Raw genomic sequence first — 25,764 nt, 5'->3', positions numbered from 1 at the left:
CTGTCAAATAGTATTTTTTCAAAAAAACCGTTCCGTCACAAAAACGACACCTAACATGCGTTGCAACCAAAGGCGTTTTCCTATAGCATAAATTTCCGAACGCAGTTCGACCATCGCGGTACTGCCGTGATTCGAACATTAACGCCAAACGGAGTATGTTGCCATGTCAAAAAGCAAGCACTACTATGCCCTGATGCTGCTGGTCGTGACCGCCTTTATTTTATACGTCGCCTATGTGCAGATCATCCAGGATCCCCAGGCTTCGGCCTTCCTCGGCTTTAAAACCGATCTGAACCATCCCCTAAACCATAAGCTTTGGCTGATGGTCATGAGGGTCCACGCCGGATTGGCTTGCCTGGCCATGATCTGCGGAGCAGTCAACTTCGCGAACCGGATTCGGATAAAACACCTAAAGTTTCATCGGCTCAACGGATACTTATATGTCATCTGCGTCATGCTGGTTGGCCTCACCTCAGGTTATATGGCACCGGTCGCCACGGGAGGACGATCGGTCAGCATCGCCTTTAACCTGTTAACGATGCTATGGCCGGCATTCACGGTGATCGCCGTGATTCAGATCCGCAAAAAGCGAATGGCCAGCCACCGGAAGTGGATGGTCCGGAGCTATGCGTACTGCTTTACGAACCTGGTTGTCCATGTCCTTACATGGACGATCCGCACGCTTTCAGGAAGCCCTTACCCAATCAGCTACCGAATCAGCGTGTTTGTCACGATTCCACTTCTGCTGCTCATTGCAGAACTTATTATTCGTACGGCCTGGCCTAGGCCGGCCGGTTCCCGGCAGTCAGCCTTAAAACAATAAACCATAAGCGCAAAAAAACCGCCAAATGGCGGTTTTTTCTTCTTATCCCTGCAAATTCCCGAGCAAACAACGGAAATTTCAGCTTAAAGCTATTCGTTTTCGATCGAATTCAGCGCCGCAAACGCCAGTGGTCCAAAACCTTCGGAAGCTTCCCTCTGCGGCTGTGTGACATGAAAAACAAATCCGCTGCCGTCAAGCTCCTTCACGATATATTCATGAGTTCCCGAAGAATCGAAGGCCGTCAAAAAAATAAGCGCGTCCTTCATCGGACCGGTAAGGTCTGTGGCCCCAAGCTTCTTGATTTCGCCATACGGCTTAAGCTCTTCCTTCCCTTGCAGTTCCAGCTGGTCCAAATTGAAGTCTGCAGGCAGCTTTTCAATACGGACAGAGTATTCATGGTCAATGTTCATATACAGCAAATGCTTGCTTGCATCGAAAGAAAACTGTTCGGGAATATACAGCGAGTAACCGTCTGCCTGTACGAGCTTGGCAGGACGCACTTCGTTGTTGCCTTCCAAGGTGACCTCGAGCTTTCCCTCGGATGGGCGCTTACTTATGCTGCCGCTGCTTCCGGATGATTTAGAATCACCTGATTCAGATGGACTGCCGCCCGAAGCGTTGGGAGAAGATGAATCCTTGCCGGATGTGTCACCTTTGCCGCCCTGGTCTTCTTCCTGCCCGCTATCCGATTTTTTAATTTCGATCAGAACCAGCTGCTTCAGCGTATCCTCGCCTTCAATGGCCTTTTCCTCGTATTTGAATTGTACATGATCCTGTTCCTGTAAATCCGCCACCGCTTGATCCAGCCCCTCACCCAGCTGAAAAGCGGTAGGCTTGCCGTCAACCACAATCTCCACGGTATGCGGATCCGCCTGACCGGTATACGTACCGGTTCCTTCCTTCACGGAAGGTACTTGTTCAGCGGTCCCCGGCTGGCCTGACGGATTATTCTGCTCATCCTTCTGGTCTGGTGTACTCGGCGCAGGTTCCTGTTTGTCGCCGCATGCAGTGATTGCGACGGCTAAAGACAGCGCCAGCAGAATCGAACTGATTTTAATCGTATTCTTCATGCTGCACCTCCGTTACCCTCTTAGACGAACGCAGGCGGCTGCAGGTTTCATTAAATTTAATTATGGTTGATAAAAAAATCAGATCAGAATGGCCATACGAGATCGAAAAAACTGTACCCAAAGTGCTTCAGGCGGGTATTTCCCGCTTACTTACTGCTTCCTGGATTTCTGGAAAACCGGAGCATGGACCAAATGATCAGCACGATGAGTACGGTTATGCATACGCCGATGCTGAGCCGGTTCTGCACATCGAATAAAAACATGGCCGCGATCACCGCCAAACAGATGACGACAGCGGATGTAACATACGGGTACCCCCATACTTTAAAGGACGGCTTCACCGGATACGCCTTCCGCAGCTTGATTTGAGCCAGGGAGATGCAAATCCACACCAGCAGCACGCAAAATCCCGGAACGGCCATTAACACGCGGAACAACTGATCCTGCGCAAACATGCCGAGCATGGATCCCAATATCAAGATCACTGCGCACAGTATTAGCGTATTTACCGGGATACCTCTCCGGTTCGTGCGGGCCAGAGCCGGAGAGGCCTCACCGGCTGCGGCCATGGAGTGGAGCATGCGCGATGCCCCGTAAATTCCAGAATTGGCTGCGGACAGCACCGCCGTAACCAGAATAAAATTCATCAGATCTGCCGCTCCGGACATACCGGTCGAAGTCAGCACCTGGACAAACGGACTGGACTCGGGGCCGAGCTGGTTCCAGGGAATCAGCCCGCAAATCACGAGGATCGGCAGCGTGAAAAATAATATAATCCGCAAAATAAAATTGCGTACCACTTTGGGCAGTACCTTTTCGCTGTCCTCCGTTTCCGTTAATGTCAGCCCGATCAGTTCCGAGCCCCCATAGGAAAACATTACTACGAGCAAAGCGGAAAAGATGGACGTCCATCCATTAGGCAGAAATCCTCCGGCCGCCGAGTAGTTATGCAGATACGGCGTGTTATTGCTCGGTATGATGCCGAAAATCAGACAGATCCCCAAAAAAATAAATACGATAATCATGGCGATCTTGATCCCCGCAAGCCAAAATTCGAACTCGCCGAAGCTTCCCACGCTCATGAGATTAATCAGTATAATGAAAGCTGCACTGGCAAGACTAAGCACCCATAACGGCACCTCGGGGAACCAATACTGCAAAAAGCTGCCGGCCGCTATAATTTCAATAACGCATACGGACAGCCACAAGAAGCAGTACATCCATCCCATAATAAAGGATACCCTCTCGCCAAAAGCTTCACGGACGAAATCCTTCATATTTTTGCCCGGGTATACCGTGGCCATTTCCGCCATTGCCCCCATGACGACGAGCAGCAGCAGCCCGGCGAAAACGTAGGAGATAATGACACCTGGTCCGGCCAGACCAATCGTTTCGGCACTTCCTTTGAAAATGCCGGTGCCAATAACCCCGCCCATGGCCATCAAGCTGATATGTCTTGGCTTTAATTTTTTCTGCAATGAAACCCCATCTGGTTGTGCCATCAAATTTCCTCCTGCTGAATCTTGTTGTAATAGATCAGAAACCATAAATTCAAGTATAACATTTTGCTTATGAAACCTGATAGAAATTTAACCGAAATGGTTCATCCGCTTCACGTTTTCTTTATGAATTTTAAACAAAATTTAACCGGAAAAGAATCATACTTGTGCTATGATGTACATTCAGCCGATGGCGAGGCAGAACGAAAACAAAAGAAATTAAGGCGGTGCAGTATAGTCGTGTTTCATTCGTATGTATTTCCAATCTCCTATGCATTCCTGTCATTTCCCTTTGTGGCGCTGTTTTTTACCATTCCTTTCTTGGTCGTCCAGTACCGCAGGCACGGTTATATTAATAAAATCAGGGCATTTGTGCTGTACCTGTTCCTTCTGTACCTGCTCAACGCGCTGTTTCTGGTCATCCTTCCGCTGCCTTCTTCCCGGCACAATCCGGCAATGGCCGGTGGAGCGCTTCAGCTGGTACCGCTGAATTTCATTCACGACATCTTAAAAGAAACGGCTGTTGTTTCTTCGCAGCCCTCGACTTACCTGCGGCTGCTTACAGAACGCGCCTTTCTGCAAGTGGTGTTCAACGTGTTCCTTACCATTCCATTCGGCATGATCCTCCGTTATTATTTCCGGACGGGATGGAAACTTTCCATTCTGCTGTCGTTTTTGCTGTCGCTGCTGTTTGAGACGACCCAGCTCAGCGGAATTTTCGGATTATACGATCACCCATACCGGGTATTCGATGTGGATGACCTGATGACCAACACCCTTGGCGGTTTGCTTGGATTCTTGGCAGCTGAATGGTTGTCCGGCCTTCTTCCGCGCATTGAGCAATTGGATGCCAACCTCGATCTGGCCGCCAAACGGGTTACCTATACGCGGCGGGGAATCGCCTTTATGGCGGACGGGATTGCCTGGGCGATCCTGCTCGGCATTCTGCATGTGCTGCATGTCCCGGCCACATTCTGGGTGACGACCGGGCTCTATTTCATGCTGGTACCCTGGCTGTCAGGAGGACTGACCCCTGGCAAATGGCTTGTCCGCATCCGGTTGACCGATGGAGGGGAGCGGGTCTCCTTAAAATCGCTTGTGATCCGGTATGGAATCCTCTACTGGTTGTTCTTCGGAGCCAACCGGCTTCTGGCCGGCTCCATGGATACCGTTCCGCCGATCCTGCGCATGATCCTAGGACTGATCGTGTTCGCCATGAATACCGCCTTCTTTATTCACGTCGTTATCTGCGTGTTTAAGAAGGAGCCGCAGCTGTTCTATGAAAAAATGAGCAAAACCCGCCACGTCATCTTATTGCAGCCTGCCGCTGCGCCCCAAACGGAGCAGAAAGAGTAGTATCCTTATACCCAAACTTGCTTCTCAAATAAAAAATCGCTCTTCTCCTTCAGGACTTGGGAAGTTTCGTCTCCGCTGTCCGGATGACGGAATCGATCTGTTTCTCCCACTGGTAAATTTGATTGAGGGAGGCGCTGATTTTACCAAGCTCCTTGTACATGACGGTCAGCTCGGCGGTGGCCGTGATCGCGTTCCCAAGCTTGACTGCCGCTTTATAACGCTTGTCCGATGCGCTCCGGGTGCTGTTTGCTGCCGTGATCCGCTTATTCTCGGCGGTCACCTGCTTCCTTAGCGTTTGGACCTGTGCCAAAGTATCCTTCACCGCCTTGGCCTTGACCGAGGCTTCCTTCTTGGCGGCAGCGAGCGCATCTTTCCGGCTCTTGATTTCCGCACGTGCCGCACTGGCCGAGGCCTTGATCTGGTTGCGCTTCAGATCGTACTGAAGCGCGGCCTTCTGGTCCTTGCGTTTTCTCGCATCGGACGCCTTCTTCCCAAGCTCCGTATACTCATTAAGCAGCGGCTGATATTTCTTCTGAGCCTGATCGGCCTCAGACTTCAGCTTGTCGATCTTGCCCTTGTCGATCTGCTGCACTTTTGTATTAACAGATTTTAACCGGGCATCATTCTGTTTACGGAGCGTCTGAATCTGCTGCTTCTTCAGCTTATTGGCCTCGTCCAGCGCCTTATAGCTGTCATGGAGGACGCCTATACTCTGTAATGCGGCGTCCCAGGCGCTATCGGATGCGGCATCCGCTTTATCGGGACCCAGCATCAGTAAAGCGACCGTACAGCCTAAAATCACCAACAAGCTGTTTTTCCAAAAAGATCTTAAACACGTCATCCCCATCTCTCCTCCAAATCAATCAAAATTCATAATGAATGGACAAAAAAAGCACCCCGCAAGTAAGGCGTTACGCCTTTCCTGCAGGGTGCTTCTCCCGCTTCCATTAACTATGTTGAACCCAATATATCGTTAATTCGCGCGGTTGTCAATAAATTATCAGAACATTTGTTCTTCTTTCATGACCATTATGATTACTGTCCGACCATACCGCCATCCACCGTGTACAGAGAACCTGTAACAAATGAAGCTTCATCGGACAGAAGGAAGTTCATCACTGCAGCAACTTCTTCCGGCTCGCCGTATCGGCCCATTGGCGTGGCCGATTCATTGGCGGTTTTGTAAGCTTCTGCATTGCCGGAGTTCGCCTCGATCTGCCGCATCATGCGGGTATTGATCGTTCCCGGCAGAACCGCGTTGACCCGGATTCCCAGCGAAGCCAGCTCGTTGGCGGCAACGCGCGTCAAACCGATCACGGCATGCTTGGACATAATGTATGGAGCAACTCCAGGTGCACCCATCAGGCCCGCAAGCGAAGACGTGTTCAAGATTGCGCCGGACTGCTGCTTTTTCATGACAGGAATAACGTAGTGCAGTCCCAGGAACACCCCACGGACGTTGACATTATACACCAGATCAAGTGCTCCCACGCTTTGCTCTTCGATCAGCCCGGTAGGACCCTCTATGCCCGCATTGTTCGCGAAGTAATCGATGGTGCCGAATTTTTCAACAGCACGGTTCACATAGTTTTGCACGTCCTGCTCTTTGGACACGTCGGCAGCGATTGCCAGCGAATTGGTATCATCAAGGCCAAGCTCCTGTACGACGCTCTTGACCGCATCTTCCTTCAAATCGACCAGGACGAGATTCAGCTTGCGCTCGGCCAAACGCCGTGCCAGCTCTTTTCCGATTCCACCGGCAGCTCCTGTAATGACTGCAGTTTTAGTGTGTGATTGACTCATAACTGAATCGCTTCCTTTTCAACAAAGTTTATAAAATGCTGTATGGGCTTTGCTCCCTCATATCAGCTACATATATAGGTTACACCCTTATTAATTGTTCACACAATAATCAAATTTTAAATCAATGTTGCCTATTCAACAGATCGTCCCGGGATGTCCCCGAACGATGATGATTTCGAACACACGCTGCGATTTTGTTGACGACTTTCTGCATTTTGGCGGCGGTCCTACTTGCGCTATAATATGAAGAAACGACAGCTGGAGGCAGATTGCATTTGACAGACGAACAAGTTCTTGACCGCAGGGCCAGAAGAACCCGGCAGGCGCTCAAATCCGCACTCGTTTCCTTAATTCTCGATAAAGGCTTCGATTCGGTCACCATTATGGACATCGCCGCTCGCGCAGACTACAACCGGGGCACGTTTTACAAGCATTTCGTCAGCAAGGAAGACCTGCTCAAAGAAATCCACGACGAGTTTCTGCAAGGCATCGCCGAGCTGCTCGTCGAGCCGTATGAGGGCATGGAGAGAATTGAAGCCTCAATGACTTATCCCTCGGGGCTGCGGTTGTTTGAGCATATCGAACAGCATAAGGATGTTTTCCTGGCCTTGTCGCGGGTCGAGCGCGGAAAATTGGCAATGGACATGTACGACAGGCTCAGGGAGTCGATGCGGAAGGATATGCATATCGAAATGGAACCCACCGAGCCGCCGGTCGACTACGAAATCATGCTGAGCTACCGCATGTCGGCCACGGTGGGCGTCATCATGCACTGGGCTGAGGTCAACTTTAAATACACGGCGTCCTATATGGCGGAGCAGCTAATCGTGCTGGTCGAGGCAAAGATGGATTACATCGTCTTTAAGAGAAACGGCCGCGGGTAAGAATCATTCTAAAACTCCCCATTGTGCCCGTAAGCACAATAAGGTATCATTCTACGTAGATGGACTGTGTGCGACTGGCGGAAACATGGGATGAACCATGAGGGAGCACATGGATATAAACAGCCGTACGCCTGGGCAGAGGTAAGGGGAATTTCCCCTTGCCTCTTTATGTTTTTCTGAGGCCACATTATCATTTAAAGGAGATGCAGACATGACAGAACAAACGCTGATTTTGGACGGAGCGCGCGTGGCGCAGGACATTAAGGACGGCTTGGCTAACAAGGTGAAACGGTTGTCCGAGCAAGGGATTACCCCCTGCCTGGCAACAATTTTGGTAGGCGACGACCCGGCGTCGGCCACTTATGTGCGCATGAAAGGCAATGCCTGTAGACGGCTCGGGATGGAATCGTTAAAAATTACGCTGGATGCGGGAACGACTACCGAGGAGCTCATCCGTGAAATCCAAAAGCTTAACGCCGATCCGAACGTTCACGGAATTCTGCTGCAGCATCCGGTTCCCCATCAGATTGATGAAAGAGCCGCCTTCGACGCGATCTCCATTGAAAAGGACGTCGACGGCGTCACAACGCTCGGATTTGCACAGAACGCTTTCGGATTTGCCGCATATCCCTCCTGTACCCCGGCGGCCATCATCGCCATCCTGGATTACTACCGGATCCCAGTAGAAGGAAAGCATGCCGTTGTCGTCGGCCGCAGCCCGATTCTCGGCAAGCCCGTCTCTCTGATGCTGCTGAACCGGAATGCCACGGTCACCATCTGCCATTCGAGAACGAAAGGCCTTGGTGATATCGTATCCCAGGCAGAGATCGTCGTTGCCGCTGTGGGCAAACCGAAATTCATTCAGGGAGACTGGATTCAGGAAGGTGCCGTCATTCTGGACGCAGGCTACAATGAAGGCAATGTCGGTGACGTCGATTATGAGGCATGTCTGGAAAAAGCGAGTGCCATTACACCTGTCCCTGCGGGCGTCGGCCCGGTAACCATCGCCATGCTGCTGAAGCACACGGTGGATGCAGCGGAAAAACAGCTGGGGTAACCCGTCATCGATATAACAAGCAAACCCAAGGCACATCCAAAAAAGCCATTCTCGGCATCATTGATCCGCCGTGTAACGGCTCCAGAAATGGAAAGAGGGCATTCCGCCGAACCTGATTCGGTGAAACGCCCTCTTTTTCTCACTATGATACGAATTCTTATCCGCACATATCCCGCTTACTAGAACGTGCCCCTCGCGAACGGCTGCCTATTCGTACCGCAGCGCCTCGATCGGATCCAGCTTGGCGGCCTGTCTGGCCGGGAATACGCCGAATACGATGCCAATGCAGGCCGAGAAACCGACCGCCAGCAGCACGGAGTTCATGGACACCGCGGTAGTCACGTCCATCAGCTTGCCGACGAATTTGGAGCCGCCAAAGCCGAGGATGACGCCGATCACTCCGCCCAGAATGGCCAAGGTAACCGATTCAAACAGAAACTGCGATAGAATCGTCCCTTCCTTCGCCCCGATCGCTTTCCGGATGCCGATCTCCCGCGTCCGTTCCGTGACGGACACCAGCATAATGTTCATGATGCCGATCCCGCCGACCAGCAAAGATATCGCCGCCACGCCGCCAAGGAACAGAGTCAGCGTTTTGGTGACACTTTCGGCAGACGACATGACATCCTCCTGGCTCTGAACTTTGAAATCATCGTCGGCACCGCCGAGTTTATGGCTTTGGCGCATCGTATACTGGATCAGCGCCATGGTGCTGTTGATCACGTCGGTGGATTTGGCTTCGACCAAAATTTGCCGGACGCTGCTCCGGGAGCTTCCGACCTGAAAACGGGACTGAATCGTCGTGATCGGTGCAATGACCGTGTCGTCCTGGTCTACCGTTCCGGAAGAGCCCTTGGCCTTGAGCACACCGATGACGCGAAACGGTATGTTGTTGATTTTGATCATGCTCCCGACCGCATCGAAACCTGCTTCGCCGAATAACGTTTCCGCCGTCGTCGCGCCGAGGACCACGACCTTTGCACGGTCATTCACTTCATCCTCCGTAAAAAACCGTCCGATGTCCGTCTCCCACGATTTGATGTCGGCATAGCTCGGCGTGGAGCCGATGATCGTGGCGGATGCCGTATTCGAGCCGTTCAGCAGCTGCGTGCTCACCTGCGTGACCGGCGCAACATACTTCACGGTATCGATTTTGGATATCGGGTCAGCGTCCGAAATGTTCAGCGTACCCGTACTTCCGCCTTGGTTGCCGCCTGCCGCTGCGCCGGTTGACGACCCCGAGCCTGCGGTAACCGTGATCAGATTCGATCCCAGGCTCTGGATTTGGCTCGTCACCTGCTTGCTCGTCCCCTGCCCGATGGAGATCATGGCAATGACGGTCGCCACCCCGATGATGATTCCGAGCATCGTCAGGAAAGAGCGCAGCATATTGGACCTGAGACTTCGGATTGAAATGCGCAGCAGTTCCCCTACATTCATACCCGTTCACGCTCCGTATTCAGCCGATCCGTCTCGATCAGGCCATCGCGGAACCAGATCACCCGTTTGGTATGGGCGGCGATGTCCGGTTCGTGAGTGACGATGATGATCGTATGCCCCTTTTCGTTCAGTCTCCGGAATATCCCCATAATTTCCTCCGATGACGCTGTATCCAGGTTACCCGTCGGTTCGTCCGCCAAAATAATGGCAGGGTCGTTGCTCAAGGCGCGGGCGATAGCCACCCGCTGCTGCTGTCCCCCGGAGAGTTCATTCGGTTTGTGATGCATCCGTGTTTTCAGTCCGACCAGCTCCAGGCAGTATTCCGCCTTCTCGCGGCGCTCTTTTTTGCTTTTGCCCGCATACAGCATCGGAAGCTCGACGTTTTCAATGGCCGATGTGCGCTTGAGCAGGTTGAAGTTTTGGAAGACGAAGCCGATCTTGCGGTTCCGCACGTCCGACAGCTGCTTGGCCGAAGCCGAGCCAATGTCGATTCCGTCCAACGCGTACTTGCCGGAAGTCGGTTTATCCAGGCAGCCGATCACATTCATCATGGTCGATTTTCCGGATCCTGACGGCCCCATAATGGAGACAAACTCGCGCTCATCGATGTGAAGGGTGACTCCCTTCAGAGCCTGGACTTCGTTTTCACCCGATGCATAGACCTTCTTCACTTGGTCAAAAGTGATCACTGGCCGCCACCTCCCATTCCTCCGCCGCTGCGCGCACCGCCTCCGCCGTTACCTCCGGTTCCCCCGGTTCCGCTGCCGCGGTTGAACTGCCGCATCTCGCCGCCTCCGTTCATACCTCCGAAGCCGCCTATGCCGCCAAAGCCGCCCATGGTTCCTTGGGTGGTTCCTGTGCTCGACTTTGTCGTCGTCATCGTAATGGTTACCTTGTCGCCTTCGGACAATCCGGTCAGCACTTCGGAGTTGGCCCCGTCATCAAGCCCGGTCGTAATTTCTACCTGCTCTTCTTTGCCGCCTTTGTCCACCATGACGATCTTCCGCCCGCCAAACGACTTAATCGCCGCATCAGGCACTTTCAGTACATCCTTTTTACCGTCGGTAATAATGGCCATCGTCGCGCTGATGCCCGGGATCAGCTTGTCTGCGTTGTCCTGGCCCGACGTGATTTCAATGCCGACCGGGAACGTTACGACCCCGCTCGTTTGCGCTTCTCCGAGCACCGCTTTGGACACGACTTTGCCTTTCAGCGTAACGCCCGTGAGCGCGTCGAACGTAATATTTACGTCCTGACCGACCTTTACATCGGTAATATCGGTATCGTCGATGGAGGCGGAAATCCGGAAGCTGCCGCCGGTAGAGTACATGGAGATGGCCGAAGTGGCGTCGCCGGCTACCGTCTCCCCGACCTTGGCGTTCACGGCGGAGACGATCCCGTCATACGGCGCATAGATTTTGGCCCCGGCAACATTGGCTTTGGCGTCATTCAGGGAAGCAAGCGCCATTGCAACGTCGGCTTTGGCACTGGCCACGTCGCTTTCGGCCGGCCCCTCCTGAAGCTTGGCCAGCTGTGAAGCCGCCTGATCGTAGGCGCGGGACGCGCTGTCCACCTGGGATTCTGCATTGGTCACCGTTTCTTTCAGCTGATCCAAATTGCTTTGCTGCGATACTGCTTGTTTATAGGCATTCTGGGCATTATCCGCCGCGACCTGGGCGAATAAAATCTGGGACTGGTCCGTCCCCTTCTTCGCTTCGTCCAGCTTAGCCTGCGTGCTGATGACGGCAGCCTTGGCCTTGTCCACCTGCGCCTGCAGGTACGATGCATTGGCCGCCTTTTTCGCGTTCGTAAGCGCCGTCTTGGCGTTCTCCAAATCGGACTGAGCCTTGGACACCTGGGCTTTCTGTTCGCTCAGGGTAGCCGAGTCCGTTCCTGCCTGGATGCTGTTCAGCTTTGCCACCGCACTGTCATACTTCGCCTGAGCCGACAGCAGCTCGTTTTGCAGTGCCGTTGTATCCATCGCTGCAAGCAGCTGCCCCTTCTTCACCGCTTCCCCGACGCTCACGTCGACCTTGGTCACTTTGGAATTTCCGCTGAAGCTTAAGTTCACTGACTCGGGTGCCTCCACATTGCCTGAGGACGTTACCGTTTTGGACAGGTCACCCCTCTCGACGGCATATGTAATGGTCGCCGTTTCCGTTTTTGTCGCGCTGGCGTTTTTTTGATAAAAATAAGTCCCCCCCGCGCCGATCACGATAACGCATCCGCAAATGATCAGCACGTTTTTTACCGCTTTGTTCATGTCCATTCTCCCTTCGTTCATATGACAATCACGATATCAGCCGAAACTTAAAATAACCTAAACTCCAATATCGCCTGCAAAAAAAGTTTTCGGAGAGGCCGGAAGCGGCGATAAACTTGCATCATGGAAATGGATAGAGATACACTGATAGACAGACATTCTTTTCTCGGCAGGAATGCCATTTTACATACGATGGAGGATTTGGAAAATGGATCATTTTGAACAAATGCTGGAAAAATACGCTGAACTGGTGATCAAGGTCGGGGTGAACATCCAGCCCGGTCAAGTGCTGCTCGTGCAGTCTCCGCTGGAAACCGTGGACTTTACGCGGCAGATCGTGTCCAAAGCCTATGAGGCGGGCGCCAAATACGTTCAGGTCGATTGGGATGACGAGAAGGTCACCCGCATCCGCTATGAAAAAGCGCCTGACAATTCGTTCGCCTATTATCCGAAGTGGCAGGCCGACATGATGGAGCAGCTCGCCGAAGGTGGTGGTGCGGTACTGCACATCAAGGTGCCTGATCCCGAGCTGTTCCGCGGCATCGATTCCGCCAAAGTATCAACGGCCGTGAAAGCCGCGGCGGTGGCCCGCGAGAAGTACCAGGCCTACGTACGCAGCAACAAGGTCAGCTGGTCGCTGATTAAAGCACCGACACGTGCCTGGGCGAACAAAGTTTTTGCCGATTTGCCTGAAGAAGAACGCATACCGGCCATGTGGGACGCCGTGTTCCGGATGAACCGCGTCAACAGCGGGGATCCCGTCGCCGCTTGGCAGGATCATATCGGCGAGCTGAAAAAACGGCAGCAGTACATGAACGACAAGCGGTATAAGAGCCTGCACTACCGTGCTCCAGGTACCGACCTGCATGTCGAAATGCCTGAAGGGCATTTGTGGCTCGGCGGCGGGGACTTGAAGGAGGACGGCGTGTATTTCGTGGCGAACATGCCGACGGAGGAAATCTACACGATGCCGCTGCGGACTGGGGTGAACGGCACGGTGTCCAGCACGCTTCCGCTCAACCTGAACGGCCGGTTGGTGGAAGGCATCAAGTTGACCTTCAAGGACGGAAAAGTGACGGAGTACGACGCCGTTTCGGGCCGCGAGCACCTGACCTCACTGCTTGATACCGATGAAGGCGCGTCCTTCCTCGGCGAAATGGCGCTGGTGCCCCATGACTCCCCGATCTCCCGCATGAACCGCGTCTTCTACAATACCGGCGTGGACGAAAATGCTTCCTGCCATTTCGCGCTTGGAAGCTGCTATCCGGTCAATATGGAGGGCGGAACAAAGCTGAGCAAAGAGGAACTGCAGGCCAAAGGCGGCAACGTCAGCCTGACGCACGTCGATTTCATGATCGGTTCGGAACAATTGGACATCGACGGGGAACTGCCGGACGGCACGATCGAGCCGGTGTTCCGCGGGGGCAAGTGGGTTTAAAAATATCAAAAGCGGCCAGTCCTTAAGAGGACTGGCCGCTTTCTTATTTTAAGATGAAACAACAGGTTCTGCGTTCCGCACAGGGGGACGCTCCGTTCCTTTATTCCGCCGCTGCAGCTTTCCTCCGCGCGGACAGCTGATTCAAGCCGAGCAGTGCCAGCATCGCGATCAGCACGCCCACCGCTCCGATCCATGTGACAGCTGACAGCGAGACCCCCGAGACAATCACGCCGCCGATGCCGGCGCCGGCCGCCATGGACAGCTGCATCATGGATTGGTTGAGTCCCAGCATGACGCCGGAGGATTCCGGCTTGAGCGTGACCAGGTTGTACTGCTGCGCCGGACCTGTTGACCATGCGGCGAATGACCACAAGATCAGAATCGCAAACACGGCATAAACCGAGTGGCCAGCCATACTGAGCAAGATTAGGGCAATCACGTGAAGGGTCATCCCGCTCAAAAGGGTGAAGGTTACGCCTTTCTTATCGGCACTGAAGCCTCCAAGCTTCGAACCGACCAGGCTGGCGATCCCGAAGGCCAGCAGCGCCGTGCTCAGCAGGCTCTCCTGCAATCCGGAAATCTGCAAAAGATAGGGGGACAAGTACGTGTAAGCCACCGAATAGCCACCCAGCCAGAAGAAACTGATGGATAAGCCCAGCGCTACCTTCGGGTTTTTCAGAAGGGAGAACTGCTGCCGCAGAGGCACATGCGCGTCTCCCTGAATCCGCGGGATGGTCACCCAAATGATGAGCATCGCGACAATGCCAAGAAGTGCAATCCCGATAAATACCGCTTTCCAGCCAAACGCAGCCGCGATCATTCTGCCAAGCGGTACACCGATGATGAGCGAAGCCGTGAAGCCCATAATGACGGTGGCCAAAGAGCCCGCCTGTTTGCCTTCAGGCGCAATTTTAGCGGCGATGCTAAGCGCCGTAACGACGACCATTCCCGCTCCAAGCGCCATCAGCACACGTGACGCCAGCAGCAGTTCATATCCGGGCAGCACAAACGATAAGATGTTGGCTGCAACGAAAATGCCAAGGGCGGTGATCATCAGCCCGCGACGGTCCCACCTCGCCGTCAGTGCCATGAGAACAGGCGTGGCGATCGCGTACGTCAGCGAGAACACGGTAATCAGCTGTCCCGCGGCAACGAGCGAGATGCCCATCGTATCAGCGATTTTATCCAAAATACCGGAAACGATGTATTCCGAGGTACCCACCAAAAAGCTGATAATGGCCAAAATGTAAATTTTCCAGGTGCTGGTCATAAATGCAATCAAACTCCTTCGAATAATATTTTTATATTTCTACAATCATAGAAATAAAGGACAAAAAAAATTAGTTCAACAGAAATGGCGCATATTTCTGCGCAACCTCACGGTTCAGGCAGTAGAAAATGAAGGTGCCTTCCTTACGGGAATCCAGCAGTCCGCTCTCTGCCAGCTGCTTCAGATGATGGGACAGCGTGGAGTCGGCTACGGATTCCAGCTTGCTCCCAAGCGTAGAACAGCAGGCTTCACCTTCCCGGGACAGAATCATCGCCACTTTCAAGCGCGTCGGTTCGCCAAGTGCTTTGTATATTTTTACGGCTTGCTTGGACTCCGCTTCTTCGGTCATTTCACGCCCTCCTTCCTGATCCCATATTTCTAAATTTATAGAAATAAAATTAGCACAGACGCTTTTAAGTGTCAATCCTTTGATTTCTTCAGGCGGATCGGTGTTATTCCATCATCCGTCTTCGTTAGCTTGTACGCCCACATTCGGTCAGTCATTTAAAAAGCCCTCGCCCACTTCAGCAATCGTATCATGAGCCTGATCCATCCATAGGCAAGAGGGTGATCTATGAAACGGGACGAAGCCGTATCCTCCTCGGGTTACAGCTTCGTTTCATCCATGAGCAGCTTGACCGGACAGTGATCGCTCCCCAGGATCAGGTGATCGATCTGAGCATCGATGAGGGATGGGGCAAGCCGCGCTGATACTAGAAAATAGTCGATCCGCCAGCCCACGTTCCGCTCACGGATTTTTGGCATGTAGGACCACCAGGAATACGCGCCTTCCAGGTCCGGGTAAAAGTGTCTGAACGTATCGATAAGACCCGCATTCAGCAGCTCTGTCATTTTGCCGCGTTCCTGAGGCGTAAAGCCGGAGTTTTCGCGGTTCGACTTCGGATTCTTCAGGTCGATTTCCTGATGGGCGACGTTTAGATCCCCGCAAATGATGACAGGCTTCCGCGAATCCAGCTGCTGAATGTAGATTCTGAATCGGTCCTCCCATTCTAGCCGGAGATCCAGTCTGGACAGATCGCGGCGCGCATTGGGGGTATATACGTTCACCAAATAAAATCCTTCGTATTCGAGGGTAAGGATTCTCCCCTCCGGCTCCCCGTCCTCTTCCAGTCCGGAGTACACGGACAACGGCTTCTGCTTGGTAAAGACAGCGGTGCCGGAATACCCTTTCTTCTCGGCATAGTTCCAGTATTGATGATACTCGTCCATGCCGTCCAAGCAGATCTGCCCTTCCTGAAGCTTCGTCTCCTGCACGCAGAAGATGTCTGCGTCCACTTGCTTCACGTAATCGATAAAACCTTTATTGACACAAGCCCTAAGCCCGTTTACATTCCAAGATACCAATTTGATCATGATTTCCCCCGCTGTTTTTGAAATCTATTACTCTAGTCTACCATACTACGCCTGCCCCTTCCGTGACAAATCGGTGATTTAGTTAATGGTAGATTCATGGTACAATGTCCTAACGCAATTCAACTAATTTCCATGATGACGTGAGGGATTTATTGTACCGATGAGAACTTCCGCTCCTGTTAAAGCGTTTAATTTTCTGTTCTTTGCCCTGCTGGCCATCTTCATTCCGTTTCTTCCCGTTTATTTCGATGAGCAGGGGCTAACGCCTACCCAGATCGGCTTTATCGTTGGGACGGGCGGCTTTATCACGATTGTGGCCCAGCCGCTGTGGGGCATGATCAGCGACCGGATCAAAACGATCCGGAAAGTGCTGCTGCTCCTCCTAGTCTGTGCTGTCATTACCGGCTATTTCCTGTACCATACCGGCATCTACAGCCTGATCATCCTGTTTGCCATGCTGACCTACTTTTTTCTTATGCCTGTCGATCCGCTGACGGAGAGCCTGAACTTCCGCGTCGCCGAATCGGCGGGAATCAGCTACGGCTCGCTTCGGACCTACGGGGCGCTCGGATACGCAGTAATGTCGTTGTTAGCAGGCTATGTTATGACTTCGTACGGCGCGCACAGCCTGGCGTATTTGTTTGCGGCAATCGGGCTGGTTAGCTTTGTCATTACGCTGTTCATGCCGGATGCTCCGGTGGCGGGCAAACCGGTTACCCTGTCCAGCCTGAAGCATTTTCTCAGCAGCAAAGAAACATTGCTTTTTCTGATTCTGGTCTTTATCAGCTCCATCCCCGCCCGAATGAACGATACATATTTGGGTGTCTATATCAAGGAACTGGGCGGAACGGCCAGCCTGGTGGGACAAGCCTGGTTTCTTGCCGCGGGCAGCGAGATCGTCGTATTCGCCTTGAGCTTCTGGTGGCTGCGCAAAGGCAGCGAGCTGATGCTGATCGCCTTTTCGGGAATGTTTTATTTTGTGCGCTTTTTCGTGTCGGCCTGGATCGAAGACCCGCATCTTCTCGCCTATCTGCAGCTGCTGCAGCTGCTCACCTTTCCGGTCTTCTATTCCGCCGCCATTCAGTACCTGTACCGCATCGTTCCCGTCGAATGGCGGGCAACCGGCCAGACGGTGCTTGCGCTGCTGTTCTTCGGGGTTTCCGGGATCATCGCTTCCTTTGCAGGCGGCGCGCTGTATGAGGCATTCGGCGGGCGGACGATGTTTCTGACGATTTCCGGTATGTCGCTGGCTGGAACGCTGTTCGGGATCGTGCTGTATCGGATTTATGGGCGTAGAAACCCCGCTGCATCTACAGGGCAGGCCGGCGACGACGCCATTTAATGTTTATGAGACCACAAAAAATAACCGCCCCTGGGGGCGGTTATTTACTTGATCGCGATGTTAATGCGTGCTGGAGGCCTTGCCCGGCTTCACGGCCTGCACTTCATACATTTTGACGGTGGTGCTGATCATATAGGCTGGCGGCTCCTGGCCCTTCTTGTCGCGATGACCTTGAAGATGAGCGTCGCTTTTCTCCCAATTTTTCCAATCTTCCTGGGACTCCCAGCGGATCATGACGACGACTTCGTCCTGCTCTCTTCCTCGGGTATTGACCATAACGGTTCTGTCGATCAATCCGTTCATCTCGTCCATCGGGCCGTCCTTGGTGAATCTGGCGGCAACCTGCTCACTGTACCCTTTTTGCACGGCCATCGTTCTTAATTGGACAAACATTCGTTATTCCTCCCGTCAATGAATATATGATTGATGATTGATGTATTTCTGCGGAATCATCGCCTCATGTCGGCTCCGTGATTCCTGAACTGTATTCATCTTACTTGATAATGATTCTCATTGTCAAATAATTGAGCATTCCGAATCCCCCGCTTTTACCATTCAGCGCTTAAACCCTTGTATTTCGGTTTTTAGATATAATATCATTAAAGGAGTTTCCTCATGACTGTTGTAAGGGATACATAAACCTGACTCCAAACAAACGATACTTAACTTAACAAAGAGAGGATAATCATTCACATGATCATCAAACCAAGAACCCGGGGCTTTATCTGCACGACGGCACATCCTGTCGGATGCGCGGCGCAAGTCCAGTCCCAAATCGATTACGTCAAATCCAAGCCGGCCATCCAAGGACCGAAAAACGTGCTCGTGATCGGCGCATCGACCGGCTACGGATTAGCGGCGCGCATCACGGCTGCGTTCGGAGCCGGAGCCAATACCGTAGGCGTATACCGCCCCAGCAGCGGTTCCGAGAAACGGACCGCTTCCGCCGGTTGGTACAATTCCGCCGCATTTGAACAAGCCGCTGAAGAGGCCGGACTTAAGTCCTTCAGCGTGACCGGGGACGCTTTCTCGGCAGAGACCAAGGATCAGACGGTGGAATTGATCCGCTCCGAGCTTGGTCAGGTTGATCTGGTCGTATACAGCGTGGCATCCGCCCGCAGAACCGATCCGATTACCGGCGAAGTGTACAATTCGACCCTCAAACCGCTGGGCAAGCCTTATACGAATAAAACCGTCAATTTCCACACAGGTGAAATCAGCGAAGTGACCATTGAACCCGCTACGGAAGAAGATATCCGCGGCACGGTTGCCGTGATGGGCGGGGACGATTGGCAGTTGTGGATCGATGCACTGGAGCAGGGCGGGGTGCTCGCCGACGGAGCCGTCACCATTTCCTTCTCCTACATCGGTTCGGACATCACCCAGGCCGTGTACCGGGAAGGCTCCATTGGCAAAGCCAAGGATCACCTGGAAGCCACTGCGCTGAAGCTGAACGACCAGCTGGCGGCCAGAAACGGACATGCTTATGTCGTTGTCAGCAAGGGGCTGGTGACCCAATCCAGTTCGGCGATCCCGGTCGTGCCGCTGTATATCTCCGCTTTGTACAAGGTCATGAAAGAAAAAGGCATCCACGAAGGATGCATCGAGCAGGCTTACCGCCTGTTTACCGACCGGTTGTATACCGGCGGCGAAATACCCGTTGATGAAGTGCGCAGAATTCGCATTGACGACTGGGAGCTTCGCGAGGATGTGCAGGCAGAAGTCTCCGAAATTTGGAACAGCATTACATCAGACAACATCTATGATTTGACCGATCTTCAAGGATACCGCCGCGAGTTCTTCCAGCTGTTCGGGTTTGAGACCGACGGCGTCGATTATGAAGCTGACGTGAATCCTGACGTGAAAGTTCCGCATTCCGTTTAACGCAAATTTACGCCTTAGCTCAAGCAGCCTGGATATGCTTTATTGCATATCCAGGCTTTTTGCTTAGTGACGCCGGCAGTACCCAACCTTGATGGGACGGGGCATAATGTCGGGACTCCAGGCAAGTTAATGAAGACGGTCCCATCGCTGACAACCGTCCTTTTTCAGTGGACAAATGAATGATCTTTACACTCCTCGTTGACAATGAACTAGCAAATTCCAGGACAACCAGCGTATAATGATAGCGAGTCCGACATATCACAGCGTTTACATGCGGCTCATTGACTTATCCAGTATAGATACCCGGAGGATTGATTTTCATGAGATTGGAAAAAGATTTTCTAGGCACGAAAGAAGTACCCGATGAAGTTTACTACGGCGTTCAGACCCTGCGCGCCAAGGAAAATTTCCCGATTACCGGACAACGTCTCCATCCCGAACTGATCCGGTCGATGGCCATGGTCAAAAAGGCTGCCGCTATGGCCAATATGGAAATCAAGCGGCTGCTTCCCGCCAAAGGCGAAGCGATCGTACAAGCCGCGGATGAGATCATCGCCGGCCAATGGCTGGAGCATTTTATCGTGGATCCGATCCAGGGAGGCGCCGGTACGTCAATAAATATGAATACGAACGAAGTGATCGCGAATCGCGCTTTGGAATTGATCGGCAAAGAAAAAGGAAGCTACGCCGACATCAGCCCGAACAACCATGTCAACATGGCCCAATCGACCAACGATTCGTTCCCGACCGCAGTCCATCTGGCGACGCTGACGATGATTGACAAGCTCGTAGCCACCATGACCGAACTGCATCAGGCCTTCGTCAATAAAGCCGACGAATTTGACGCGGTGATCAAGATGGGCCGAACCCACCTGCAGGACGCCGTCCCGATCCGTCTGGGACAGGAGTTCCAGGCATATGCCCGCGTGCTGGAGCGCGACATTAACCGCGTGAAAGCAACAAAGAACAACCTTCTCCATATCAACATGGGCGCCACGGCGGTCGGAACGGGTCTCAATGCCGATCTGACCTACATCAAACGCGTGGCTGAAATCCTGGCGGAGCTGAGCGGCTTCCCGGTCCAGGCCGCCGAGCATCTGGTCGATGCCACCCAGAATACGGATGCCTATACCGAAGTGTCCGCCTCTTTAAAAATCTGCATGATGAACATGTCGAAAGTCGCCAACGATATTCGTCTGATGGCTTCGGGCCCCCGCGCCGGGCTTGGGGAGCTGACCCTTCCTTCGCGGCAGCCGGGTTCCTCCATTATGCCGGGTAAAGTCAATCCGGTCATGTGCGAAGTCATCAACCAGATCGCGTTTCAGGTCATCGGCAACGACCATACGATCTGTCTGGCATCCGAAGCCGGCCAGCTGGAGCTGAACGTCATGGAGCCGGTACTCGTTTACAACCTGCTGCAATCGCTGGAAATTATGAATCAAGGCTTCCGGGTGTTCCGCGAGCACTGCATCGAGGGCATCCAGGCCAATGTGGAGCGGTGCAGGGAATATGTCGAGAACAGCGTCGGTATCATTACGGCACTGAATCCGCACCTTGGCTATGAAGTCGTCTCTCGCATCGCGCGGGAAGCGATCACGACCGGCAAATCGGTCCGGGAGCTGTGCCTGCTGTACAATGTGCTCACGGAAGAGGAGCTGAACATCATCCTCGATCCATACCAAATGACCAATCCGGGCATTGCGGGAGAAGCGCTGCTGCAGAAGGAATAGAATCTTTTTGGGAATAGGCCCGTGCCGGCATCGGCGCGGGCTTTTTTGTCCGTATCTCCTTATGGTCCTTCCGAATCCCAAAATTTCCCAGATTGAGATCGACATTTTTTTTCAACTCCGAATGAAAATCCGCATCCTTGATCCATTCAAAAGAATAAACGTCAGCGGTACTCCTCCTTCTACTCCAACACAATCTTCTGAAAATATTGATGTAAATAGAATGAACTAAAGAAATGAATGTTATAGGCCTCTATAGGGCCTTACAACAGGAAGTTCAATGCAAATCTTTAGTTCAATCTATGTAATTACATAAAATCCACCGTTCTTTACCATACTATCCTTTATCTAAACCAAAGCCTAACCGGAATAGAGTGATAAGTGCGATGAGTTCTGTCAATCGAATGGGTTTCTCACGTATCTGCCTGATCCTCATGCTGATGAACGGGCTGACCAGTCACGTCATCGTCAACCCCATGATTCTGGACGCAGCCGGCAGAGATGCCTGGGTTTCCGTCCTCATGGCTGCGGTCTTTTACTTGCCCTGGTCACTGCTGCTCGTCATATTCATGAAGAGATCGGGAAACCGCAAGCTGCAGCCCTGGCTTGCCGATCGAACCAAACCATGGATTTCCTGGGTTCTCATGGTCCCACTGTGCCTGTATTTGTACCTGATGGGAGGCCTTACGCTGCTTCATACCTCCACCTGGACCATCACGAATTACCTGCCGGCCACGCCGAAGCTGGTGCTGGTCACCATACTGGCGCTTGTTTGCCTGTATATGGCAAAAACCGGTTTGCGCTCCATGGCCATCGGGGCAGGCGTCTTGCTGCCCATTGTCGTCGTCCTGGGGATTTTTGTCTCGGTCGCCAATTCGGCGCACAAAAATTACAAGTTGCTGTTCCCCCTGATGGAGCATGGGTGGGTGCCGCCTGTTCATGGGACGGTATATGCTGGGGGCGCGTTCATCGAACTGGTCGTCATCGTGGCGATGCAGCATCGGATCCGGTCTAATGTGAAGCCTTGGCATATGATCGTGTTCGCGCTGCTGATGGTATGGATTACGCTGGGACCCGTCATCGGGGCCATCACCGAGTTCGGGCCGATTGAAGCGGCCAAGCAGGCCACGTCCCCTTATGAGCAGTGGCGGCTGGTCAAAATCGGCGATTATGTGGAGCATGTGGACTTTCTGTCGGTGTATCAGTGGCTTGCCGGGTCAACCGTACGGATTAGCCTATCCTTGTTTCTGCTTGCGGACATCATGCCTTTCTCCAGCCAAACGATGCGGGGCAGATTTATTATCGCCCTTACATTCAGTTACATCGTGCTGTGCATGTTTCCGTACAGTCAGCAGGATTTCTACAACATGATGTACCGGATATATTTTCCGGCGTCCCTGGTCTTGGGAATCGCGTATTCCCTGATGTGCGTTGGCATCTCCTTCATTCCGGACAAAAGAAGGGAGCGTACGACATGACGGATATTGAACATAAAAATGACCTGCCCCAAGGGGGCCATGAAACAGCGGATGACCAGAAATCAGGAGGTCATTCGCATGACGAAAACATTGGAAAGCATAGCCAAAAGCGTGAAAAAAGTGAGGATCAAGATAACCGCCGCGACAATTCTTCGGAAGACCAAGCTTCAGAAGAAGCGGGCCAGGAAAATGGCGCACCGCTTGCCGACAACGAAGATGACAACGGGGGAAACAGCGGTTCCGAGCGTGACAGGGATAAAAAAAACGATGAAAATACAAAGCATGGCAAAGGTAAACGCAAGAGTGAAGACACCGATGAAAAAACTGGCGAACAGGGTAAATCGGATGATAACAAATCCCAAACAGACCATCCTGATGACAACGCCTCGGATGAACCGACGCTTTGGAATTACAGTAAGCTGAATGATTTATTTTCCAAAAGCGCCGATATTAAGGTCCAAATGCATCGGCTCAGCAAGTCCAATCCATATTCGGAAATCGTATTGGTTTTTGCGGATGGTCTTTGCGAATCGTCGCTGATCGGTAAAGTCATTCTACCGGAGCTCTACGACATGTACGAGAAAGACGGCCTTCCATCCAAAAAAGGCGAACTTCTTTCCGGCAAGCTGCCCCTCAACCTGTTGAAGCCGAACGCGCCCAGCAGCGAGGTGGAAGAAGCGGTCTTTCAGGGGAGCGTCGTCCTGTTCCTCCCTCATACCAATGAGCTGTATACGATGGACATCAGCAACATGCCCAAGCGTACGCCCGAGGAATCCACCACCGAAATTTCCGTCAAAGGGCCGAAAGACGGCTTTACCGAGGATATCAGCACGAACGTCGCGCTCATCCGCAAGCGGATCCGCAGCACCACGCTCTGCAACGAAACGTTTATTATGGGCAGACGGACGCGGACGCGCGTTTCGCTCCTTTACGTTCAAGACATCATTTCGCCCAAGCTTCTGGAGGAAGTCAAAAAACGGATGGCCAATATTGACATAGACGGATTGTATACGGCGAGTCAGCTCGAGGAACTGCTGTCCGACTCGAAGTATTCCCTGCTGCCGCTGATCGATTTTACGGGACGTCCGGATTACGCGGTTAGCTCGCTGATCAACGGGAGATTCGTCATCATCGTGGACGGCAATCCGATGGTTCTAACGGGACCCGGCTCGCTGTCCCTGCTTCTGAAGTCGCCGGAGGACATCCACTTTAATTACATTTACGTCTCCTTCGTGCGGTTGATCCGCGTGCTCAGTCTCGTTTTGTCCGTGGCATTGCCGGGATTTTGGGTGGCCCTGACCGCGTTTCACCAAGACCAGCTTCCGTACCGAATGATGGCGACGATTTCGGTGACCCGGCTGGGACTGCCCTTCTCCGCCCAAATGGAGCTGTTTTTGCTGCTCCTGCTGTTTGAGATCTTCCGCGAGGCCGGCATCCGCCTGCCCAGCACGATCGGCCAAACCTTGACCGTTATCGGCGGTCTTATCATCGGCGACGCCTCCATCCGCGCGGGATTGGTCTCGCCATCGTCCGTTGTCATAGGCGCCATTACGACCGTCACCGGCGCGACGCTGGTCAACCAGAGCTTGAGCTCCATCATCAGCGTCATCCGGTTCGGCCTGTTTATGATCTCCTCGTTTCTGGGCATGTACGGCCTGATTCTCGGATTGATCCTGCTCCTGGTCTACGTATCCCGCCTACGGACGTTTGGAATGTCTTATCTCGCGCCGGTTTCTCCTTTCCAGTTCAAGGATTTTGTCAATTCGGTCATCCGTCTGCCGTGGGATAAAATCAAATTCCGCACCTCCTTCTTGAATCCGAAGGATCCGGACCATCAAGGGGAATCCCCGACATGAAGCGTTTGGTGCTCTTCATGGTGTGCTGTGCACTGACCCTTCTCCTTCCGGGCTGCTGGAACTCCAAGGATATCCAGAATATGGCCTACGTGACGGCAATCGGTCTTGACTATGAGGACGGAAAATATAAAAGCTACATTCAGGTGCTGAACTTCTCGAATATCGCGCAAACCCAAAATGCCCAGGTCGGCAAGGCCGTACCGATCTGGATCGGCACCGGAGAAGGGAAAACCGTGACCGAATCGTTGTCGACAATCTACTCAACGGCTCAGCGTCGGGTATTCTGGGGCCATATGAAAGCAGTCGTTTGTTCGGAACGGTTGCTGAAGCACGGCATGGGCCAAGTATTTGACATGCTGAACCGGTACAGGGAGATCCGCTATAACGTGCTGCTGTACGGGACGAGAGATCCGATTCAAAATATTTTGACGGAAAAGTCCATCCTGAACTTTTCTCCGCTGGAAAGCGTGCTGGAATCGCCGCAGCAAATTTACACGCAGCGTTCGTTTATCCTGCCGATCTACGAGTTTAAAATTCTGTCCATGCTGAACGAACCGAGCGGAACGGCCATCCTTCCTTCGCTCACCATTGATCGGAATGACTGGTATGAGGACAAAAAGGATCATCCGATGCTCCGGGTGAATGGAGCTTATTTCTTTGACAACAAAGATTTCCGCGGTTGGCTCTCGGAGGATGACCTGAAGGGGACCCGCTGGATTCAGCTGCAGCTTGAAGAGTCACCCATCAACATCCCAGACAGCAAAAACCCCGTGGCCGGCCTGATTCTGATGAAACCGCATTTTGTCGTGGAACCCAAATTGGAGCAAGGCAAAGTTCATTTCAATATCCGGATCGGCCTTAAATCCTATGTCAATTTGCTTATCAAGGAGCTCCCCGAATCGACGCTGGAAAACATGGCCTCCGAGCTGGTGAAAAATGAAGTGATCGACAGCTTCAAAAAGGGCATTGCCCTGAAATGCGACGTGCTGATGCTGGAGGACAAGCTGTACCGTAAATATCCTGATAAATGGAGGGAGCTCAGCAAGCAGTCCGATTTTATTTTGACCGAGGATATGCTGAAAAACGTGGACGTCACCGTTACGATGGTCAACTCCGGAAAGTACAAGCAAAGGGTTCACTGATCTTCCGGCGCATGGTATGATGAAGCCAAGAATGCGTTCCTGTCACACAGCCAGGGAT

22 protein-coding genes and 1 riboswitch are annotated in these 25,764 nt (G+C 52.8%); of the genes, 11 read left to right on the top strand and 11 right to left on the bottom strand.

The annotated features are described in order from the left end of the window. The first annotated feature begins 163 nt into the window (after positions 1-163). On the top strand, positions 164-823 hold the full coding sequence (locus tag CJP46_RS03680; RefSeq protein WP_094594233.1) for a DUF2306 domain-containing protein: 660 nt from the start codon (positions 164-166) through the stop codon (positions 821-823). A gap of 89 nt (positions 824-912) precedes the next feature. Here the strand turns inward: CJP46_RS03680 and CJP46_RS03675 are convergent, their stop codons facing one another. Next, positions 913-1,893, bottom strand: coding sequence for a hypothetical protein (locus tag CJP46_RS03675; protein WP_094594232.1), 981 nt, complete (start codon positions 1,891-1,893; stop codon positions 913-915). 146 nt (positions 1,894-2,039) lie between these two features. Next, complete coding sequence (locus CJP46_RS03670; RefSeq protein ID WP_094594231.1) at positions 2,040-3,395, bottom strand: amino acid permease; 1,356 nt, start codon at positions 3,393-3,395, stop codon at positions 2,040-2,042. Between the two features lie 237 nt (positions 3,396-3,632). Here CJP46_RS03670 and CJP46_RS03665 point away from each other — a divergent pair, with 237 nt between their 5' ends. Continuing rightward, a complete protein-coding gene (locus CJP46_RS03665) occupies positions 3,633-4,748 on the top strand; it encodes a VanZ family protein (RefSeq protein ID WP_094594230.1) in 1,116 nt (371 codons plus the stop codon). 49 nt (positions 4,749-4,797) lie between these two features. On the opposite strand, the gene CJP46_RS03660 is transcribed toward CJP46_RS03665, so the two are convergent. Further along, positions 4,798-5,589, bottom strand: coding sequence for a hypothetical protein (locus CJP46_RS03660; RefSeq protein ID WP_094594229.1), 792 nt, complete (start codon positions 5,587-5,589; stop codon positions 4,798-4,800). Between the two features lie 194 nt (positions 5,590-5,783). Then, positions 5,784-6,551, bottom strand: coding sequence for an SDR family NAD(P)-dependent oxidoreductase (locus CJP46_RS03655; protein WP_094594228.1), 768 nt, complete (start codon positions 6,549-6,551; stop codon positions 5,784-5,786). A 275-nt stretch (positions 6,552-6,826) separates the two neighbouring features. Between CJP46_RS03655 and CJP46_RS03650 the strand changes: the two genes are divergently transcribed. Together CJP46_RS03650 and CJP46_RS03645 are read left to right on the top strand one after the other, a co-directional pair. Further along, a complete protein-coding gene (locus tag CJP46_RS03650) occupies positions 6,827-7,435 on the top strand; it encodes a TetR/AcrR family transcriptional regulator (protein WP_179281018.1) in 609 nt (202 codons plus the stop codon). Positions 7,436-7,495: 60 nt separating this feature from the next. Beyond that, a riboswitch (ZMP/ZTP riboswitch) is annotated at positions 7,496-7,579 on the top strand. 67 nt (positions 7,580-7,646) lie between these two features. Further along, the gene (locus tag CJP46_RS03645; protein ID WP_094594226.1) at positions 7,647-8,492 is read left to right on the top strand and encodes a bifunctional 5,10-methylenetetrahydrofolate dehydrogenase/5,10-methenyltetrahydrofolate cyclohydrolase; all 846 of its coding nucleotides are present in this window, start codon (positions 7,647-7,649) and stop codon (positions 8,490-8,492) included. Between the two features lie 207 nt (positions 8,493-8,699). On the opposite strand, the gene CJP46_RS03640 is transcribed toward CJP46_RS03645, so the two are convergent. From CJP46_RS03640 to CJP46_RS03630, 3 genes are read right to left on the bottom strand one after another with little or no spacing between them, the layout of a single operon-like run. Next, entirely contained in the window at positions 8,700-9,932 is a 1,233-nt protein-coding gene (locus CJP46_RS03640) for an ABC transporter permease (protein ID WP_094594225.1), read from the bottom strand. Beyond that, positions 9,929-10,621: an ABC transporter ATP-binding protein gene (locus tag CJP46_RS03635; RefSeq protein WP_094594224.1), complete on the bottom strand. Its 693-nt coding sequence runs from the start codon at positions 10,619-10,621 to the stop codon at positions 9,929-9,931. Before CJP46_RS03635 ends, CJP46_RS03640 begins: the two co-directional genes overlap by 4 nt. Continuing rightward, entirely contained in the window at positions 10,618-12,195 is a 1,578-nt protein-coding gene (locus CJP46_RS03630; protein ID WP_179281017.1) for an efflux RND transporter periplasmic adaptor subunit, read from the bottom strand. Before CJP46_RS03630 ends, CJP46_RS03635 begins: the two co-directional genes overlap by 4 nt. 208 nt (positions 12,196-12,403) lie before the next feature. Here CJP46_RS03630 and CJP46_RS03625 point away from each other — a divergent pair, with 208 nt between their 5' ends. Further along, complete coding sequence (locus CJP46_RS03625; protein ID WP_094594222.1) at positions 12,404-13,633, top strand: aminopeptidase; 1,230 nt, start codon at positions 12,404-12,406, stop codon at positions 13,631-13,633. 100 nt (positions 13,634-13,733) lie between these two features. On the opposite strand, the gene CJP46_RS03620 is transcribed toward CJP46_RS03625, so the two are convergent. From CJP46_RS03620 to CJP46_RS03610, 3 genes are all read right to left on the bottom strand, one after another. Then, entirely contained in the window at positions 13,734-14,903 is a 1,170-nt protein-coding gene (locus CJP46_RS03620; RefSeq protein ID WP_094594221.1) for an MFS transporter, read from the bottom strand. A gap of 70 nt (positions 14,904-14,973) precedes the next feature. After that, entirely contained in the window at positions 14,974-15,252 is a 279-nt protein-coding gene (locus tag CJP46_RS03615) for an ArsR/SmtB family transcription factor (RefSeq protein ID WP_094594220.1), read from the bottom strand. Between the two features lie 257 nt (positions 15,253-15,509). Then, entirely contained in the window at positions 15,510-16,274 is a 765-nt protein-coding gene (locus CJP46_RS03610; protein WP_094595048.1) for an exodeoxyribonuclease III, read from the bottom strand. 163 nt (positions 16,275-16,437) lie between these two features. Here CJP46_RS03610 and CJP46_RS03605 point away from each other — a divergent pair, with 163 nt between their 5' ends. After that, on the top strand, positions 16,438-17,619 hold the full coding sequence (locus CJP46_RS03605) for an MFS transporter (protein ID WP_094594219.1): 1,182 nt from the start codon (positions 16,438-16,440) through the stop codon (positions 17,617-17,619). Between the two features lie 60 nt (positions 17,620-17,679). Here CJP46_RS03605 and CJP46_RS03600 read toward each other — a convergent pair whose 3' ends face one another. Beyond that, complete coding sequence (locus CJP46_RS03600; RefSeq protein WP_094594218.1) at positions 17,680-18,012, bottom strand: antibiotic biosynthesis monooxygenase; 333 nt, start codon at positions 18,010-18,012, stop codon at positions 17,680-17,682. Positions 18,013-18,312: 300 nt separating this feature from the next. Here CJP46_RS03600 and fabV point away from each other — a divergent pair, with 300 nt between their 5' ends. From fabV to CJP46_RS03575, 5 genes are all read left to right on the top strand, one after another. Beyond that, positions 18,313-19,503: an enoyl-ACP reductase FabV gene (fabV, locus tag CJP46_RS03595; protein ID WP_094594217.1), complete on the top strand. Its 1,191-nt coding sequence runs from the start codon at positions 18,313-18,315 to the stop codon at positions 19,501-19,503. Between the two features lie 320 nt (positions 19,504-19,823). Further along, on the top strand, positions 19,824-21,233 hold the full coding sequence (aspA, locus tag CJP46_RS03590; RefSeq protein WP_094594216.1) for an aspartate ammonia-lyase: 1,410 nt from the start codon (positions 19,824-19,826) through the stop codon (positions 21,231-21,233). Between the two features lie 383 nt (positions 21,234-21,616). Then, positions 21,617-22,708, top strand: a complete 1,092-nt coding sequence (locus tag CJP46_RS03585) for a GerAB/ArcD/ProY family transporter (protein ID WP_094594215.1) — start codon at positions 21,617-21,619, stop codon at positions 22,706-22,708. Beyond that, positions 22,705-24,564 (top strand): spore germination protein, encoded by a 1,860-nt coding sequence (locus CJP46_RS03580; RefSeq protein ID WP_094594214.1) that lies wholly within the window; start codon positions 22,705-22,707, stop codon positions 24,562-24,564. Before CJP46_RS03585 ends, CJP46_RS03580 begins: the two co-directional genes overlap by 4 nt. Next, positions 24,561-25,706: a Ger(x)C family spore germination protein gene (locus CJP46_RS03575; RefSeq protein WP_094594213.1), complete on the top strand. Its 1,146-nt coding sequence runs from the start codon at positions 24,561-24,563 to the stop codon at positions 25,704-25,706. The genes CJP46_RS03580 and CJP46_RS03575 overlap by 4 nt, the downstream gene beginning before the upstream one ends. Positions 25,707-25,764: the final 58 nt, after the last annotated feature.

This window comes from Paenibacillus sp. XY044, assembly GCF_002257645.1.
In the GTDB taxonomy this organism is placed as follows: Bacteria; Bacillota; Bacilli; order Paenibacillales; family Paenibacillaceae; genus Paenibacillus_AQ.
This window is presented reverse-complemented; position numbering and strand designations above follow the sequence as displayed.

What these genes read in the sequence shown, in the direction of transcription:
- CJP46_RS03680 (WP_094594233.1), top strand. Translation starts at nt 164, where the DNA reads ATGTCAAAAAGCAAGCACTACTATGCCCTGATGCTGCTGGTCGTGACC.
- CJP46_RS03675 (WP_094594232.1), bottom strand. Translation starts at nt 1,893, where the DNA reads ATGAAGAATACGATTAAAATCAGTTCGATTCTGCTGGCGCTGTCTTTA.
- CJP46_RS03670 (WP_094594231.1), bottom strand. Translation starts at nt 3,395, where the DNA reads ATGGCACAACCAGATGGGGTTTCATTGCAGAAAAAATTAAAGCCAAGA.
- CJP46_RS03660 (WP_094594229.1), bottom strand. Translation starts at nt 5,589, where the DNA reads ATGACGTGTTTAAGATCTTTTTGGAAAAACAGCTTGTTGGTGATTTTA.
- CJP46_RS03655 (WP_094594228.1), bottom strand. Translation starts at nt 6,551, where the DNA reads ATGAGTCAATCACACACTAAAACTGCAGTCATTACAGGAGCTGCCGGT.
- CJP46_RS03645 (WP_094594226.1), top strand. Translation starts at nt 7,647, where the DNA reads ATGACAGAACAAACGCTGATTTTGGACGGAGCGCGCGTGGCGCAGGAC.
- CJP46_RS03640 (WP_094594225.1), bottom strand. Translation starts at nt 9,932, where the DNA reads ATGAATGTAGGGGAACTGCTGCGCATTTCAATCCGAAGTCTCAGGTCC.
- CJP46_RS03630 (WP_179281017.1), bottom strand. Translation starts at nt 12,195, where the DNA reads ATGAACAAAGCGGTAAAAAACGTGCTGATCATTTGCGGATGCGTTATC.
- CJP46_RS03625 (WP_094594222.1), top strand. Translation starts at nt 12,404, where the DNA reads ATGGATCATTTTGAACAAATGCTGGAAAAATACGCTGAACTGGTGATC.
- CJP46_RS03620 (WP_094594221.1), bottom strand. Translation starts at nt 14,903, where the DNA reads ATGACCAGCACCTGGAAAATTTACATTTTGGCCATTATCAGCTTTTTG.
- CJP46_RS03615 (WP_094594220.1), bottom strand. Translation starts at nt 15,252, where the DNA reads ATGACCGAAGAAGCGGAGTCCAAGCAAGCCGTAAAAATATACAAAGCA.
- CJP46_RS03605 (WP_094594219.1), top strand. Translation starts at nt 16,438, where the DNA reads ATGAGAACTTCCGCTCCTGTTAAAGCGTTTAATTTTCTGTTCTTTGCC.
- CJP46_RS03600 (WP_094594218.1), bottom strand. Translation starts at nt 18,012, where the DNA reads ATGTTTGTCCAATTAAGAACGATGGCCGTGCAAAAAGGGTACAGTGAG.
- fabV (WP_094594217.1), top strand. Translation starts at nt 18,313, where the DNA reads ATGATCATCAAACCAAGAACCCGGGGCTTTATCTGCACGACGGCACAT.
- aspA (WP_094594216.1), top strand. Translation starts at nt 19,824, where the DNA reads ATGAGATTGGAAAAAGATTTTCTAGGCACGAAAGAAGTACCCGATGAA.
- CJP46_RS03585 (WP_094594215.1), top strand. Translation starts at nt 21,617, where the DNA reads ATGAGTTCTGTCAATCGAATGGGTTTCTCACGTATCTGCCTGATCCTC.
- CJP46_RS03580 (WP_094594214.1), top strand. Translation starts at nt 22,705, where the DNA reads ATGACGGATATTGAACATAAAAATGACCTGCCCCAAGGGGGCCATGAA.
- CJP46_RS03575 (WP_094594213.1), top strand. Translation starts at nt 24,561, where the DNA reads ATGAAGCGTTTGGTGCTCTTCATGGTGTGCTGTGCACTGACCCTTCTC.